General features: G+C 64.1%; 12 protein-coding genes and 3 riboswitches. Of the genes, 5 read left to right on the top strand and 7 right to left on the bottom strand.

The features are described 5' to 3' along the window. Positions 1-6 precede the first annotated feature (6 nt). The 5 genes from ACZ0BA_RS07210 to ACZ0BA_RS07190 all read right to left on the bottom strand — a co-directional run bounded on the left by ACZ0BA_RS07210 (position 7) and on the right by ACZ0BA_RS07190 (position 6,332). Positions 7-4,071, bottom strand: a complete 4,065-nt coding sequence (locus tag ACZ0BA_RS07210) for a cobaltochelatase subunit CobN (RefSeq protein WP_463450640.1) — start codon at positions 4,069-4,071, stop codon at positions 7-9. Next, positions 4,064-4,402, bottom strand: coding sequence for a (2Fe-2S) ferredoxin domain-containing protein (locus ACZ0BA_RS07205; RefSeq protein WP_463450639.1), 339 nt, complete (start codon positions 4,400-4,402; stop codon positions 4,064-4,066). The genes ACZ0BA_RS07210 and ACZ0BA_RS07205 overlap by 8 nt, the downstream gene beginning before the upstream one ends. Next, positions 4,399-5,115 carry a CbtA family protein gene (locus ACZ0BA_RS07200; protein ID WP_463450638.1) on the bottom strand — a complete coding sequence of 239 codons (717 nt, stop codon included), beginning with the start codon at positions 5,113-5,115 and terminating at the stop codon, positions 4,399-4,401. The genes ACZ0BA_RS07205 and ACZ0BA_RS07200 overlap by 4 nt, the downstream gene beginning before the upstream one ends. 29 nt (positions 5,116-5,144) lie before the next feature. Further along, positions 5,145-5,342, bottom strand: coding sequence for a CbtB domain-containing protein (locus ACZ0BA_RS07195; RefSeq protein WP_463450637.1), 198 nt, complete (start codon positions 5,340-5,342; stop codon positions 5,145-5,147). A gap of 161 nt (positions 5,343-5,503) precedes the next feature. Beyond that, positions 5,504-5,733, bottom strand: a riboswitch (cobalamin riboswitch). Between the two features lie 77 nt (positions 5,734-5,810). Then, positions 5,811-6,332, bottom strand: a complete 522-nt coding sequence (locus tag ACZ0BA_RS07190) for a GNAT family N-acetyltransferase (RefSeq protein ID WP_463450636.1) — start codon at positions 6,330-6,332, stop codon at positions 5,811-5,813. A gap of 218 nt (positions 6,333-6,550) precedes the next feature. Here ACZ0BA_RS07190 and ACZ0BA_RS07185 point away from each other — a divergent pair, with 218 nt between their 5' ends. Further along, positions 6,551-8,101 (top strand): diguanylate cyclase domain-containing protein, encoded by a 1,551-nt coding sequence (locus tag ACZ0BA_RS07185; RefSeq protein ID WP_463450635.1) that lies wholly within the window; start codon positions 6,551-6,553, stop codon positions 8,099-8,101. 14 nt (positions 8,102-8,115) lie between these two features. Here the strand turns inward: ACZ0BA_RS07185 and ACZ0BA_RS07180 are convergent, their stop codons facing one another. After that, positions 8,116-9,120: a ribonuclease T2 family protein gene (locus ACZ0BA_RS07180; protein ID WP_463450634.1), complete on the bottom strand. Its 1,005-nt coding sequence runs from the start codon at positions 9,118-9,120 to the stop codon at positions 8,116-8,118. A gap of 208 nt (positions 9,121-9,328) precedes the next feature. Between ACZ0BA_RS07180 and ACZ0BA_RS07175 the strand changes: the two genes are divergently transcribed. Beyond that, positions 9,329-11,038 (top strand): sensor domain-containing diguanylate cyclase, encoded by a 1,710-nt coding sequence (locus ACZ0BA_RS07175; protein WP_463450633.1) that lies wholly within the window; start codon positions 9,329-9,331, stop codon positions 11,036-11,038. 85 nt (positions 11,039-11,123) lie between these two features. Continuing rightward, entirely contained in the window at positions 11,124-11,585 is a 462-nt protein-coding gene (locus ACZ0BA_RS07170) for a DUF1801 domain-containing protein (RefSeq protein WP_463450632.1), read from the top strand. Between the two features lie 6 nt (positions 11,586-11,591). On the opposite strand, the gene ACZ0BA_RS07165 is transcribed toward ACZ0BA_RS07170, so the two are convergent. Next, complete coding sequence (locus tag ACZ0BA_RS07165) at positions 11,592-12,857, bottom strand: D-amino acid dehydrogenase (protein WP_463450631.1); 1,266 nt, start codon at positions 12,855-12,857, stop codon at positions 11,592-11,594. A 49-nt stretch (positions 12,858-12,906) separates the two neighbouring features. Continuing rightward, a riboswitch (glycine riboswitch) is annotated at positions 12,907-13,020 on the bottom strand. Next, positions 13,021-13,120, bottom strand: a riboswitch (glycine riboswitch). It lies immediately after the preceding riboswitch. A 5-nt stretch (positions 13,121-13,125) separates the two neighbouring features. On the opposite strand from ACZ0BA_RS07165, the gene ACZ0BA_RS07160 reads away from it, so the two are divergent. Together ACZ0BA_RS07160 and ACZ0BA_RS07155 are read left to right on the top strand one after the other, a co-directional pair. Then, complete coding sequence (locus tag ACZ0BA_RS07160) at positions 13,126-13,956, top strand: LysR family transcriptional regulator (protein WP_463450630.1); 831 nt, start codon at positions 13,126-13,128, stop codon at positions 13,954-13,956. Positions 13,957-14,059: 103 nt separating this feature from the next. Then, the gene (locus ACZ0BA_RS07155; protein ID WP_463450629.1) at positions 14,060-14,593 is read left to right on the top strand and encodes an ankyrin repeat domain-containing protein; all 534 of its coding nucleotides are present in this window, start codon (positions 14,060-14,062) and stop codon (positions 14,591-14,593) included. Positions 14,594-14,645 lie beyond the last annotated feature (52 nt).

The following is a 14,645-nucleotide window of genomic DNA, read 5'->3' as shown; positions in this document are numbered from 1 at the left end:
CGCATCCTATCCGTGGCGCGGGGTTTCGCCGCGCTCCTCAAGCAGTTCTTCGCTGCGCAGATACAGCTCGCGCAGTTGTTCCAGCGTCTCCGCGCGCGGCTCGGCCCACATGCCCCGGCTCGCGGCTTCCAGCAACCGTTCCGCGATGGCGTTCTGCGCCCAGGGATTGGCGTCACGCAGGAACTGCTGCATCGCCGGATCGAAGGCATAGGATTGCGCGACGTCCTCGTACATCCAGTCGTCCATGACCTGTGCGGTGGCGTCGTAGCCAAACAAATAGTCCACCGTCGCGGTCAGCTCCAGGCCTCCCTTGTAACCGTGCCGCTGTATGCTGGCGAGCCACTTGGGATTGACGACGCGCGATCGGAACACGCGCAGCGTTTCCTCCTTCAGGTCGCGCACCTGCGCGCGCGACGGATCGTGGCTATCGCCAAAATAGTGGCGCGGCTGTTGACCGCTCAGCGCGCGAATCGTGGCGATCATCCCGCCATGGAATTGCAGGTAATCGTCGCTGTCGAAAATATCGTGCTCACGGTTGTCCTGGTTGTGCAACGCGATCTGCACGCCGCCAAGGCGCATGCGGAAAGCGTCGCGCTGGTCCGTGCCCTGCGTGCCGCGCGCATAGGCATAGCCACCCCAGTTGACATAGGCTTCGGCAAAATCGGCATCCGCATCCCAGTTGCGGTGCTGGATCAGCGGCAGCACCCCGGCGCCATACGCGCCCGGCTTGGCGCCGAAGATGCGATAACCGGCGCGGCGCTTTGCCTCATCCTGATCGACACCCTGCCCCAGCCAGTCCGCCAGCTCGGCCAGATAGTGCTTGCGCACGAAATTGTGCGTCAGCGGCTCGTCCAGCGCGATGACCTGGTTGACGGCGTCGTCTATCAAATCGATCAGCTGCGGGAAGGCGTCGCGGAAAAAGCCGCTGATGCGGGTGGTGACGTCGATACGCGGTCGTTTCAGTTCATCCAGCGCGATGATCTCCACACCGCTGACCTGTCGGCTCTCGGCCCGCCAGACAGGCCGCACGCCCAGCAACGCCAGGATCTGCGCCACGTCGTCGCCGTGCGTCCGCATCGCACTGGTGCCCCAGATGCTGATAGCGACGCTCTCCGGATAATCGCCACTCTCGCGCTGGTAGCGCTCCAGCACCTCGCGTGCGAGCTGCTGGCCGACCCGCCATGCCGACTGCGACGGCACACTGCGCGGATCGACGGAATAAAAATTGCGGCCGGTCGGCAGAATCTGCGCCATACCGCGCGTCGGCGATCCACTAGGACCGGCCGGCACGTAACGGCCCGAGAGACCATTGAGCAGGTTGTCGATTTCGTCGGTCGCGCGGGCCAGATTCGGCACCAGCTCACGGCAGGCGAAACCCAGGATGCGGCGGATCGCGTCGAAGCGCGCGGGCCCGTTCGCGACAACGGGAGCGTGTGACTGTGGTCGCGGCTCCGCCGGTTTGGCGCGCGGTTTCCCCATCTGCGACAGCACATTGACCTTGGCGCGCAACGCCGGTTGCAGCAGAGGCATTGCCGCATCGGCCGCATCGAGCGCGCCGAATACCCGATCGATCACCGCATCGATGCGCGCCGGATCGTACCGCCAGGCGCCCAGTTCATCATACAAACGCCGGCAAAGGACGTCCACAGCATCGAGGGCATTGGCGCGCGAGACGACGGGACGGTCCGCCAACCGGGCCAGCGCCGGCACCACGTTCAGACGGCGGGTTTGCTGGTCCAGCAGCATGTCCATGGTTAAGCCGAACAAGCGCGCCACCTCCGATTGAAGACCGGGAATATCGAGGTTGGGCAGACGGGTAAGCGACACCAGCATGTCCGGCATTTGCTCGTCGTCCGGGCAGCGGCCCAGGATGTGCAGGCCATCGCGTATCTGGGCCGAACCCAGTTCGCACAGGTAGCCGTCAAGGTCTTCGATCAGGTGGGCGACATCCGAGCCGCCCATTGCCGATAGCGCCGCCGGCAGGCCATCGCCATGATCGTGACTATGATCGTGATCGTGGTCGTGATGATGGTGCGCATGGCCGTGGTCATGATCATGGTCATGATCATGATGCAGCAACCGCATCTGCAAATCCGAATTCAGATTGGTCTGTTTGACCAGTTCCCAGATCTGCTGCTGCAACAGCGGCAGCTTGGCGGGGTCCAGCACTTCGACCTGATAGTACTCGTCGACCAGCTGCGTCAATTGCGCCAGCGCGCCGTAGGTGTCGGCGGTGGTCATCGGCGGGGTCAGGTGATCGACAACGACCGCGTGACCGCGCCGTTTGGCCTGCGAACCCTCGCCCGGATCGTTGATGATGAACGGATAAAACAGCGGCAGGTCGCCCAGCAACGCATCCGGGAAGCACTCCTCGGACAAGCCTACGCCCTTCCCTGGCAGCCATTCCATGGTGCCGTGTTTGCCCACATGGACGATGGCATCGGCGCGCCACTCGTCCCGCAGCCAGCGATACAGCGCATAGTAGTGATGCGTGGGCGGCAGGTCCGGCTGATGATAGATCGCGTCCGGGTCCATTCCATAGCCGCGCGGCGGCTGCAACGCCACGAACACATTACCCATCTCGATGCCCGCGAGCGACAAATGACCATCGTGGACATACGCCTCGCCGGGCGCCTCGCCCCATTGCGCGGTCATTTTCTCGCGCATCGATGCGGGCAGCTCCGCGAACCATTGCGCATACCGCTGCGCCGGCACCCGGCCGGCTGCGTTTTGCATCTGCTCGGCGGTCACATAGATATTATCGTAGGAGCAGCGCTCGATCAGGTCATGAATCAGCGCGGTGCCGTCACCGGTGGATTGACCCGCATCGTAGCCGTCGGCCCGCATCGCCTCCAGGATTCGTATCAGCGACGCCGGCGCATCCAGCCCGACCGCGTTACCGATCTGCGAGGCCTTGCTGCTCGAATTGGTGAACATGAAGGCGACGCGTTTCTCGGCGTTCGGCAGCCGTTTCAGACGCGCGAAACGCGCGGCGATGCCGGCAATACGCGCCACCCGGTCAGGCAGCGGGTCATATTCGACCGCCTCGTTCGGCAAACCCGCAGCACGCGCCTTGAACGACAGCGGCACCGTGATGATGCGGCCATCGAACTCCGGCAATACCACGTTCATCGCCGTATCGAGCGGATTGAGGCCGCGCGCCGACTGGCTCCACTGTTCCAGCGTCATGCCGCTGGTGATAGCCTGCAGCACCGGCACGTCGAGCTTCTCCAGCACGCCGACCGACCATCCGGCGGGTGTAGGGCCGCCCGGCGTGATCTCGCCCATCGCGAACGAGGTGGTGTTGATCAGCACATCGACGTGCGCGCCCGTGGCATCGGCCAGGTAGCGCAGAGCGCTGGGCAAGCCGCCATCGTCGCCGGCTCCGGCGCGCAGGGAAGAAGTAAACACCGGCAGCACATTCATGCCGCGCGCCTCCAGCGCGGTCAGCATCGCATCGACGAAGCGCGTGTTCCCGCTCATCCAGTGGGCGCGGTAAAACACGATGCCCGCGCTTGGGCGCGCCGGATCGCGCAGCGCCAGCCAATCCGCCAGGCCAGCGCCGGGCGCCAGGTCGGGGTGATAAATGCCGTGTTCCGGCAGCGGGTGCGCCGACTCGAAGCCGAAGCCCGTCAATAACAAGTGATCCGACAAATAGCGCAGCAACTGCGCCAGATTTGCGCTACCGCCGGCCTGGAAGTACTTCAATGTCATCTGCAGCACGTCCGCCGACACCGCCGACACGGCGGCCAGCTCCGGATCGGGCTCGCCGGTGCCGCTGACCACGATCAAATGCCGACCATGGCGACGTGCGTAATCCACCAGCTCCGTAAATCCCGGCACGCCGCCAAGCCGGCCAAGCACGCGCACGATAATCACCCGAGCCGAGCGCAAGTCCCGCTCCAGCAACGCCGTCATCGAGGTCTCGGCATCGAGCGACTGAAGGTTCACGCCTGCCACGCCGCCGAAGCCCGCAGGCAGTTGCGCGCGGGCCTGGTGCAGCACCGTCAAATCGTTGGAAGCATGCGTCAGCAGTGCCAGAAGCGCCGGGCCGGATGTCGGTTCAATCATCTTTTGGTTCCGGTGCGCAGGTGTCGCCTTCGCCAAGGCGGTGGAATATCAGGTCGGCCACTTCGCGACCGCCGATCAGGTGCTCGCTGACGATGCGTTCCGCGTTGGCTTCGTTCACGCGCTGGTACCAGACGCCTTCCGGATAGACCACCATCACCGGCCCTTCGTAGCGGCAGGCCACCATGCAATGGGTGCGCGTGCGCTTGACGGCAAGCTCCGGATGGGCATCGATCATTTCGCCCATGCGCTCGAACACGGCCTGCGCGCGTCCCTCGACGGGAGCGCAACGCGGACCGACGCACATGAAAATATGACGGTGATGGGTTCTCATCGATTAGCGAAGCGCTGATGGAAGAAGCCTGTCAGCGCGCCAAGCGCCACCCAGAACACGCCATTGGCGAGCGCGGTGGCATAGACGAAGGAACGCTGCAAATGCTCGGGAGCGACGCTGGCATGGACCAGCGGCTGTGGCGCGCCCACTAAATGCGGCAGCACCAGCAGCGCGATGGCCGCCAACTTGAGCGCCCAATGGCGGCCGAAGGCCAGCAGCGCCAGCGCGGTGGCGGTCGACATCGCGGTGGCGATCCACCAGCCCTGGCGGGCGGCGACCGGCGCGGCGGCCGTGCCGGGCAGCTCCGGCGGCAATCCAATCGACGGCGCCAGGAAGAACACCGCGTAACCGGCGGCGCCCCACAACAGGCCCGATCGCCAATCGACCAGCCGTCCACGCAGCCCGATGGCAGCCGCCAGCAGCAAGCCATAGCCGACCGCCATGCTGACGTCGGCCAACGCCGTGTAAAGCGTCCGCTCGGCGCCATCCGCCGGCTGCCAGCCGCCATGTTCATGGGGTCCATCATGCGCGGCTTCGTGCGGGTGCTGCGCGCCGTCGGCATGCGCATGCACCTCCGGCGCCGCCTCGCCCGCCGATTCCAGCACCTCGGCCTGCGCGATAATGCGCGTCACCTGCAAGTGCTGCACGCCGGTCAGCATCAACCCGGCCAGCAGGCCGGCTGCCGCCGCCGTGCGCACTATGCGATTGAACATGCCGGTGCCCGCGCCGGCCCCGGTACGGCTCAATGACACGGGAAGCCCGCCGAATGGCGGCTGTCGTGGGCGGCGTTGTGCAGCGCTTCCATCGATGCGAAACCGGCGCCGAACAGCAGCACGGCGCCAAGGCTCGCAGCCATCAAAGCGGCAACCAGCCTGTCTTTCAGGGCGACGGGACGGGCATGCGCATCGATCCGGCCGGCGTAATGGGTGTTGATGGACATATTGGTTTCTCCGAAAAGCAGCGACGACCACGGGGTCGGGAAGCTCGTATCGGGAGATGAACCAGGGGAGAGACGAATGCGGCGCCAGGGAAGAACCGGAACGAAAGATGCGCGGATCAAACCATGACAGTTCTCCACCCGTATCGCCCTCCGCAATACAAACGTGTTTACCGCTACTGGCTGGTTTCCGGGCTGGCGAGTGGGCGTCCGTGCGGACACGCCTGGATTTGCGCCTTCCCATGCAATCGCACAGTGGCATCGTACAAATCCTTGACCTCGCTTACCGTTGCGGGGGCAGCGCCGGCATTGCCGTTCCCGTGGAACGACGCACCGGCTTCCCATTTAAATCTGCAAACGATCATTTGCAGATACCAGAAGCTGACTACCGGCGCAGTATAGGTCTGCGACTGCGGAATTGCAAGACGATCATGCCATCGTGCGCGGCTGGCCGCCAAAGCGACGCAGGCATCAGCCGTCGACCGGATGCGCCGGAGTGCTCAGCATTAGCTGATAAAACGCCAGGTCCAGCCAGCGGTCGAACTTGAACGCTGCATGGCGAATAGTGCCTGCGTGCACGAATCCTAGCTGCTCGTGCAAGGCGATGCTGGCGGCGTTGGCGGCGTCGATACCGCCGACCAGGATGTGCAGGTCCGCCTCGCGGGCGGCGTCGACGATGGCGCTTAGCAACGTGCGTCCCAGCCCCTTGCCGCGCTGGTCGCCCCGCACGTAGATCGAATGCTCGACCGAGTATTTATTTGCCGGAAAGCCGCGAAACGCGCCGTAGCTGGCGAATCCCAGCAGCTCGCCGGCCGCATCCTCCAGCCCGATGACCGGATAGCCGCCGGCACGCTTGGCCGCGAACCAGTTCTTCATGGTTTCCATCGTGCGCGGATGATACTCGTAGAGCGCGGTCGAGTTGGCGATCGCGTCGTTGAAGATGGCGAGAATGGCGGGCGCATGGCGCTCTTCGGTACAGCTGACGAGTTGCATTGAGGCTCCGAAATAATGGCTTGGTTTGAGACTGGTCAACATGATAGACGATAAATCTCAAGCCCTCCAAGGCCCTTCCCTGCCATCTAAACATTTTCGTACAGAAAATAAAAACAAAGGGATAGACTGGCTTACCGATGCACTTTCCATATTGCAATATTACGAAAAGAGGGAAATCGCGCCTCACTAAAAATAATGACAGCGAGGTAGCATCAATCATGAAATTAGCTCATGCGCCTTCTATTCGAACCAGGCTGATCTGGCTGGTGGTTGCGTGCATCGTTCCGGCGTCGCTGATGGTCGTCAGGATGATCGCCTCCGACTACGAGCTTGCGCGCGCCGCCTTCATCCGCAGCGCCATGACGGCCGCCCACGCCAACGCGATGTCGATCGATAAGGAATTTGCCGTCATCGAATCGACGCTGAAGGCACTCGCCACCTCCCCCAGCCTGATCGGCGACGACCTCAAACCATTTTACGAGCAGGCGCGCGCCATTTGCGCCAACCAGGATATTTTCACCATCGTGCTCGAAGACGGCACGGGGCAGCAACTGATCAACACCTTCAAGCCCTATGGCAGCGCGCTGCCCAGCGCCAGCATCGACCGCTTGTTCACCTATATGCAGGACAACGACACCACCGCTATTTCGCGCGTGTTCATGGGCCCCGTCTCCAAGCGTTATATCGTCTCGGTGGGCATCCCGGTCACCAGAAAAACCACCGGCTTCCACGCGCTCAGCGCGGTGGTGACGGTGGAGCGCTTCGGCACCATCCTCAAACAGCAGCAATATCCCGAACACTGGATCACCACCATCCTCGATAACGCGGGCACGGTGGTCGCGCGCACCAGCGACATGCAGCGCTACGTCGGACAGCAAGCGATTCCCGAGGTGCTGGAACGGCTGCAGGAGCAGGCGGAAGGCGTTTTCGAAACCAAAACACTTGACGGCAAGCCTATCTTGGCCGTGCTGGCCAAAGCCAGCAATTCGCAATGGACAGTGGCCATCGGTATCCCCATCGAGGTGTTGAATGCCCAGCTGCTCAGCAAACTGTGGACGCTTGTGCTGTCGACCGTCCTCCTGCTGGGCGGTGGCCTGCTGTTCGCCTGGCACATCGGCAACCGCATCAGCCGCTCGATCCGCGACCTGGTGGCGCCGGCGCTCGCGCTGGGCGCCGGCGACAGCATCGAGCCGGCCACCTACGGCCTGCGCGAGGCGAACGAGGTCGGACAGGCGCTGGTCAAGGCCTCCAGAATGCACGCGCTGGCCAAGCACCAGGCCACGCACGACCCGCTGACCGGCCTGGCCAACCGCGCCATGTTCACCGAGTTCCTGGCGCGCCAGCTGAATCTCAGCGAGCGCAATCAGGAATCGATGGCGGTGCTGTATCTGGATCTGGACAACTTCAAATTCATCAACGACACCTACGGCCACGGCGCCGGCGACGAGCTATTGAAAGACGCCGCCGGCCGCCTGCGCGCCGAACTGCGTAAATCCGACATGGCGGCACGGCTGGGGGGCGACGAATTCGCGGTGGTGCTGGTCGCCAGCGGCGAGGACGACGCGGCCGGCGTCGTCGAAAAACTCTCGCACCGCCTGGCCATGCCCTACGCGATAGACGGGCATGAACTGCTGGCCGCCGCCAGCATCGGCGTGGCCATGTATCCGCAGTCGGCCAGCACCGCCGACGGCTTGATCGCGCTCGCCGACGATGCCATGTACAAGTGCAAGGCGCAGCGCAAAAAGGCGCGCGCCGTCACCATCGACTGAAGCCGGGCGTCCGGTCAATCCCGGCCGGCGTCTTCCACATACACCTCGTCGCCGCAGCCCACCGCGCGGGTGCCTGCCCGCGCGGCGCTACCGACCATTTGCTTCAGCTCACCGTCGGTGCGGAATTCGAGCGGCAACGTCACGCGGATCTCCTGCAGATATTTACGCTGCGTGCAAATCAGCGTGATGCTGTCGGCCACCTGGGCGCCATAACTTGCCTTGACCCGTTCGAAGAAATCGTTGACGCGGAACGACTTGCCCACACTGCCCAACACGATCTTGCCTACTTCCGAATCGTTCACCACCTTCACTGCCGATACGGCCTTGATGAAATAGTCGTCCGGCGACAGCGCCTGGCATTTGCCATGCTTGTTCCACTCGTAGGCACCGAAGGTGCGCTCGTAGAAGAAGTTGGGCATCCACGGTGCGATCTTGTCGATGGTTTCCTGCTTCAGCGAAAACTGCTCGCCCTGGCAGCTGCCGTAGTTGGTGCCGCACTCCTTCCGGTTCGGCCATAGGCCATGCAGGTTCAGGTTCTTGGCCTCCAGCTTGCCGCCGTTCATGGCGTCGCATTCCGGCTTTTTGCCGTTGTACTTAACGTGTTCGCAAAAACCCGGCTGCCAGGTGATCGCCAGCAGATAGCTGTCCTGCTTGTTGGCGACGTTGCACGAGGCGCCGGAGGCGGCGGCTGCCGCACTTTCGCGCCCGCGCTGCGCCTTGCTCGGCTTGTCGCTCAACTCCGGCGTGCCACATTCCTTGCGCACCCAACGCAATGCGGGCGTGGCGCCCGGTACCTCGACCCGGATCCAGTCGTAATCGACCTTGTTGATTTCGCGCACCGTGTACTCGGTGCCGGGCACGATCTTCTGCGCGCCCGGATTGCTTTGTTTGGCGAAGGACGAGAATGCCTCGCAGCTCTTGGTGGCGGTGAAACTGCCATTGGCCGACTCGCTGGCGCTGCAATTGAATGCGGTAAAAACCAGCAACAAGGCGGCTAAGGGGACTGACTGGCGGGGCATAACGGCTCCTGATGAACGAAATGCCAATATCTTAGCGGACTTTCTTGATAAAAGGCATGCGAGCTCATCAGCAAATCCACCGACTTTTGCGGCCGTGGTGTGGCGGCGGCACGACGAATAGGGCCGTAGGATCGAACCATGGACGAACTTGCTTTGCGACACAATATTTTCGCTCCATCATGGGGCATGCAAACCAGACGGCAACGACATGATTTCTAATGAAACCCGTATCAAGTGGCTAGCTTTCGTTCTACTCGTCTTCATGGGCGGCGTCGGCACGCTCCCGTTCCTGACCAACCGCAGCGTCCAGCACACCATGACACAGCTGAAAGCCACCTCGGCCAAAGAGAGCCACTATCAATCGATACTGGCGCTGTTGGTGGACGCCGAGACGGGGCAGCGCGGCTTCATCCTGACGGGCAAGGAGGAATTTTTGCACCCGTACCATGCGGCGGTGGGCATGATCGAGCCGCTGCGGGCCAACCTGTCGGAAGAAAGCACCGACCCGGGTGAGCGCGAGGCGCTCGCCAAGATCAAGGTGACGATGGACCGCAAACTCGCCCTGCTGGCCGAAACCATCCAGCTGCGTCGCGAGCAGGGATTCGCCGCCGCAGAAAAGGTGGTCGCGACCGGCGCCGGCCGCACGCAGATGGAAATGCTGCGCAACCTCATCGGCGACCGGCTGTCGTCGCTGTCGGTCCACCGCAACGCGTTGCGCGACAAACTGACCCGGGAAGCGCGTAACGCCATGTACATCAGCGCCGCGGTCAATATCGCCGAGATGATACTGCTCGGCGTGGCGCTGCTGGTGGGCCTGCGCTCGCTGCGCGCGCGCGACCAGGCGCAAACGCTGGCGGCGGAAAACACCGAGGCGTTGCGCCGCGCAGCCGCCGCATCGGCGCTGCGCAACGAGCAGTTGGCGATGAGCGCCGAGATGCTGCACGCGCTCGAGTGCGTCGCCACCGTCGAGGAAGCCTCGCTGATCGTCTCGACCTTCTGCCGCAAGCTGGTGCCGGGCGTATCGGGCAGCCTGTATTTGTACCGCAATTCGCGCGACATCCTCGAGCGCAAGGCCCAGTGGGGCGAGCTGGCCGACGATGCGGACGCCATGGAGCCGTCGCAATGCTGGGCGGTGCGGCGCGGCGCGGTCCACTTTTACGGCGGCGACGGCGATCTGCGCTGCCAGCACGGCAGCGCCGGCCACAGCGGCGCAGGCCCGCGCGTGTGCCTGCCGCTGGTCACCCAGGATGCCGTGCTCGGATGCCTGACCTTGCATGCCGCGCCCGAACAGCATGACATCTTCGAGCGCCAGCGCGAACTGCTGGCTACGCTCAGCGAAGAAATCTCCATGTCGCTCAGTAACATCAAGCTGCGCGAGACGCTGCGCCTGCAATCGATCATCGATCCGCTGACCGAACTCTACAACCGCCGCTACATGGACGAGACGCTGCGCCGCGAGCTGATACGCGCGCAGCGCAGCGGCAAGCCGCTATCGATCATCGTGCTCGACTTGGACCACTTCAAGCGCACCAACGATACTTACGGCCACGACGGCGGCGACGCCGTCCTCAAGCGGGTGGCGCAAGTGTTGTTGGCCAACGTGCGCGAATGCGACGTGGTGTGCCGCTTTGGCGGCGAAGAGATGGTGATCCTGCTGCCCGATTGCGCCGTCGAGCTGGCGGCCGAACGCGCCGGCATCGTGCGCGGCCAGATCGAGGCGCTGCAAGTGTCCCACGGCGGCCAGACCGTTCATACCACGGCGTCGTTCGGCGCGGCGGGATACCCGGCTCACGGCGTCGACGCCACGGCGCTGTTCCAGGCCGCCGACCGCGCGCTGTACCAGGCCAAGCACAATGGGCGCAACCGGGTCGTCATCGCCAACGCTTCGCCTGCGTTGCGGGACGCGCTGACCTCCTGACAGGCGTCAATGCCTATTTCGTCGGCGCGCGCACAAAAATAACGTATCCTTGACCGACAAACAAGCCGTCAATGGAGATAACGTCATGGCCAGCAAACCAGCCGCCAAGGCCTTGGAAACCGCGCCGTCCACTGCCAGTCACACGACGCCGGTCCGGCTATCGGGCGGCAACCCGCAAATCCCCAAAGGCTACGGCGACGCGCCGGTGCAAGCCTATATCGCCGCCATGCCGGCCTGGAAAAGCGATCTGGGTCGCCGGCTCGACGACATCATCGGCCGTACCGTCCCCGCCGTCAACAAGGCCGTCAAATGGAACACGCCGCTGTACGGCATGGCGGACCAGGGCTGGTTCCTCGGTTTTCACTGCTATAACAAGTACCTCAAGGTGACCTTCTTCAACGGCGGCTTTCTCGATCCGCTGCCGCCGGGCGCCTCCAAGACCCCCGGCGTGCGCCATCTCGACATCCGCGAGGACGAGCCGCTCGACGAAGCGCAATTTGCCGAATGGGTCAGCCAGGCGAGCCTGCTGCCCGGCTACCGGATGTGACCTTCGCTACGCCACGCGCGCCAGCGCCACCGGCGACGGCCGCCCCGCTGCGCTTTCGGAAGCGCTCAAAATTGTATCGGCGATGATATCGGCGGTCGCCGCCGACAAGGTCCAGCCCAGGTGCCCGTGGCCGGTGTTGTAGAACACCGTCGGCGCCTTGCCGCGACCGACGCGCGGCATCAGGTTGGGCATCATCGGCCGCAGTCCGGCCCACGGCGTCACGCTGCGCGTGCTCACTCCGGGGAAGCACTGCTGCACCCACTTCACCAACGGCGCGATGCGGTCGGCGCGGATATCGCGATTGAAACCGTTGAATTCGGCCGTACCGGCCACGCGGAAGCGGTCGTCGCCCAGCCGGCTGGTCACCAGTTTGGTCTCATCGTCGAGCAGGCTGACGGTGGGCGCGGCGGCCTGGCTGGCGGCGTCGTTCAGGTGGACGGTGATCGAATAACCCTTGACCGGATAAACGTTGACGCGGTCGCCCAGCATGGCCGCCATCGCGCGGCTGGCGGTGCCGGCGCACACCACCACCGCGTCGTAGCGCGTGGTGTCGCTGAAACCGTCCTCCTCGACCGTGATGCTCACGCCGCCGGCGTCCGCCCGCATGGCCGTCACGTGCTGGCCGAAGCGCAGTTCGGCGCCCAGCCGCTGCGCCGCCCGCGCCAGCCCGGTGGTGAACTTGTGGATGTCTCCGGTGCTGTCGCTGACGGTGTAGTGGCCGCCGTAGTAGTCGCCGCGCAGCGCCGGCTCGATGGCGCGCATCTCCTCGGGCGTGACGGCGCGGCGCGACAGGCCGCCTTCCATTAACAGCTTGGACACTCCGGCGGCGTGTTCGAATCCCGCGCGGTCGCGGTAGATGTGCAGGATGCCTTCGCGCTTGAGGTCGAACTCGATGCCCTCGTCCCTGGCCCACTGGAACAGGTGCTCGCGCGCAGCCAGCGCCAGCTGCGCGGTCGCGACGGTGTTGTCGCGGTAGTGCGGCATGGCGGCGATGAATTCGGCGAACCACGACAGCTTGTGCCAACTCGGTTTGGGATTGACCAGCAACGGCGCGTCGTTCTTCAGCATCCACTTCAGGCCTTTGGCGATGGTGGAGCGATGGTTCCAGACTTCCGCGTTGGACGCGGACAGCTGGCCGCCGTTGGCAAACGAGGTCTCCATCGCCGCGTAGCGATGGCGCTCCAGCAGGGTGACGGAAAAGCCGCGTTTGGCGAGTGCGTACGCGGTGCTGACGCCGGTGATGCCGCCGCCGATGATTGCTATGGTTTTCATGCAGGACTCCAGACCGTCAAAGGGGATGGTCTCGGCGCACATGCGCAAAGACACCCCCTCTGTTCTGGACCTGAGAGATTCACGCCGCGCCGCGATGGCGGCAGCGCTTGCTCCTTCGGTGCGGGTGGACGACGTCCAAGTCCTGCCGCTCTTCAGAGTTTAAAGTGCTGTATCGGTCCTTTTGCCTGAGAGTTTCCGGGGCGGTTGCTCCTTCGGCGCTGTTCTGCAGGCATGCCTGGAACAGTCTCTCCCGATACGGCGGTGGCTTTTGGCCACAACGGCGCCAAGCTTACCTGAAAAAATCCGGCATGACCATCCCCGCGTCGCCCGCCTAGGGCATGGCGGTGATGGTGTAGCCGCCGTCGACCAGTACATTCTGCCCACGCTGAGCCACTCGCTGCGCACCCTGGAGCAACGGCTCGGCGTGCGGCTGCTCAACCGCACCACCCGCTCCGTCTCCGTGACCGAGACCGGCCAGGCCCTGCTGGCGCAGGTGGCGCCGGCATTCTCGCGCATCACCAGCGCAATCGAGGACGTCAACAGCTTCCGCGACTGGCCGCAGGGCACGGTGCGCCTCAATTCCTCGCTGCTGGGTGCGAAGATGGCGCTGGCGTCGCATCTGGGCGGGTTGGCGGCGGCCTACCCCGACATTACGCTTGAGGTGGCGATCAACGACGGTTTCGTCGACATCGCGCGCGACGGCTACGACGCCGGCATCCGCCTGGGCGAGAGCGTGGAGCAGGACATGAGTGCGGTGCGCGTGACGCCAGATCTGCGGCTGGCCATCGTCGCCTCGCCGGCCTACCTGGCGCGCCACGCGGCACCGCTCACGCCACACCAATTGACCGGACACAATTGCATCGGCTACCGCGAGATCGCCAGCGGCAACTTGTGCCGCTGGGAATTTGAAAAGGAAGGACGGCCGCTGACGGCGCAGGTGTCCGGCTCCATGATCCTGGGCACGCCGGAATTGATGGTGGACGCCGCACTGGCCGGCGTTGGCCAGGCGAGCGCGATCGACAGCACCGTCGCGGGCCACCTGGCGGAGGGACGGCTGGTGCGGGTGCTGGCCGATTTCGCCGGCGAACTGGCAATATAGACATTTGCATGACGACTCTGGCTTGCGCGTGCGACAGCGTACATCGCTTAAAATTGAATCTAGTCATATTTACGTCTCAGAACAATTTTTATGAAAGCTCGACATGGCAGAGAATGAAAAAGCGGCGGCGCCAGCCCCGGTGATGGATGCGGAAACACTGGAATTCATCCGCGGCGTGTTCACTTTGGTACGCGAAGGCGACGCCGAACGTCTGGCCGGCATGGTGGCCAAGGGCTTGCCGGTCAGTTTCCGCAATGAAAAGGGCGACAGCCTGATCATGCTCGCCAGCTATCACGGCCACCTGGACACGGCACGCGTGCTGCTCGAAGCCGGCGCCGATCCGAACGTACCCAACGATCAGGGACAAACGCCGCTGGCTGGCGTCGCCTACAAAGGCTACCTGGACATCGCCGAGCTGCTGCTGGCGCACGGCGCCGATATCGAAGGCGCCAGTCCGGACGGCAAAACGCCGCTGATGATGGCCGCCATGTTCAACCGAACCGACATCCTCAAGCTGCTGATCGAGCGCGGCGCGGCCGTCGACGCGGTCGACAGCCGGGGCATGACCGCGATCTCGCTGGCGCAGACCATGGGGGCGAAGGATACCGCCGCCCTGCTGGCCGACAAAAACCCGTAAGCCACGTCGTGCTCGCCGTGCGCTGGCTCACGCCCCTATCAGGCCCTGCCCG

This window comes from Duganella sp. AC917, from assembly GCF_979258245.1.
Note: the sequence above shows the minus strand (reverse complement) of the source record. Positions and strands in the feature narration are given on the sequence as shown.

What these genes read in the sequence shown, in the direction of transcription:
- ACZ0BA_RS07190 (WP_463450636.1), bottom strand. Translation starts at nt 6,332, where the DNA reads ATGCAACTCGTCAGCTGTACCGAAGAGCGCCATGCGCCCGCCATTCTC.
- ACZ0BA_RS07165 (WP_463450631.1), bottom strand. Translation starts at nt 12,857, where the DNA reads ATGAAAACCATAGCAATCATCGGCGGCGGCATCACCGGCGTCAGCACC.
- ACZ0BA_RS07170 (WP_463450632.1), top strand. Translation starts at nt 11,124, where the DNA reads ATGGCCAGCAAACCAGCCGCCAAGGCCTTGGAAACCGCGCCGTCCACT.
- ACZ0BA_RS07175 (WP_463450633.1), top strand. Translation starts at nt 9,329, where the DNA reads ATGATTTCTAATGAAACCCGTATCAAGTGGCTAGCTTTCGTTCTACTC.
- ACZ0BA_RS07180 (WP_463450634.1), bottom strand. Translation starts at nt 9,120, where the DNA reads ATGCCCCGCCAGTCAGTCCCCTTAGCCGCCTTGTTGCTGGTTTTTACC.
- ACZ0BA_RS07155 (WP_463450629.1), top strand. Translation starts at nt 14,060, where the DNA reads ATGGCAGAGAATGAAAAAGCGGCGGCGCCAGCCCCGGTGATGGATGCG.
- ACZ0BA_RS07195 (WP_463450637.1), bottom strand. Translation starts at nt 5,342, where the DNA reads ATGTCCATCAACACCCATTACGCCGGCCGGATCGATGCGCATGCCCGT.
- ACZ0BA_RS07185 (WP_463450635.1), top strand. Translation starts at nt 6,551, where the DNA reads ATGAAATTAGCTCATGCGCCTTCTATTCGAACCAGGCTGATCTGGCTG.
- ACZ0BA_RS07200 (WP_463450638.1), bottom strand. Translation starts at nt 5,115, where the DNA reads ATGTTCAATCGCATAGTGCGCACGGCGGCGGCAGCCGGCCTGCTGGCC.
- ACZ0BA_RS07205 (WP_463450639.1), bottom strand. Translation starts at nt 4,402, where the DNA reads ATGAGAACCCATCACCGTCATATTTTCATGTGCGTCGGTCCGCGTTGC.
- ACZ0BA_RS07210 (WP_463450640.1), bottom strand. Translation starts at nt 4,071, where the DNA reads ATGATTGAACCGACATCCGGCCCGGCGCTTCTGGCACTGCTGACGCAT.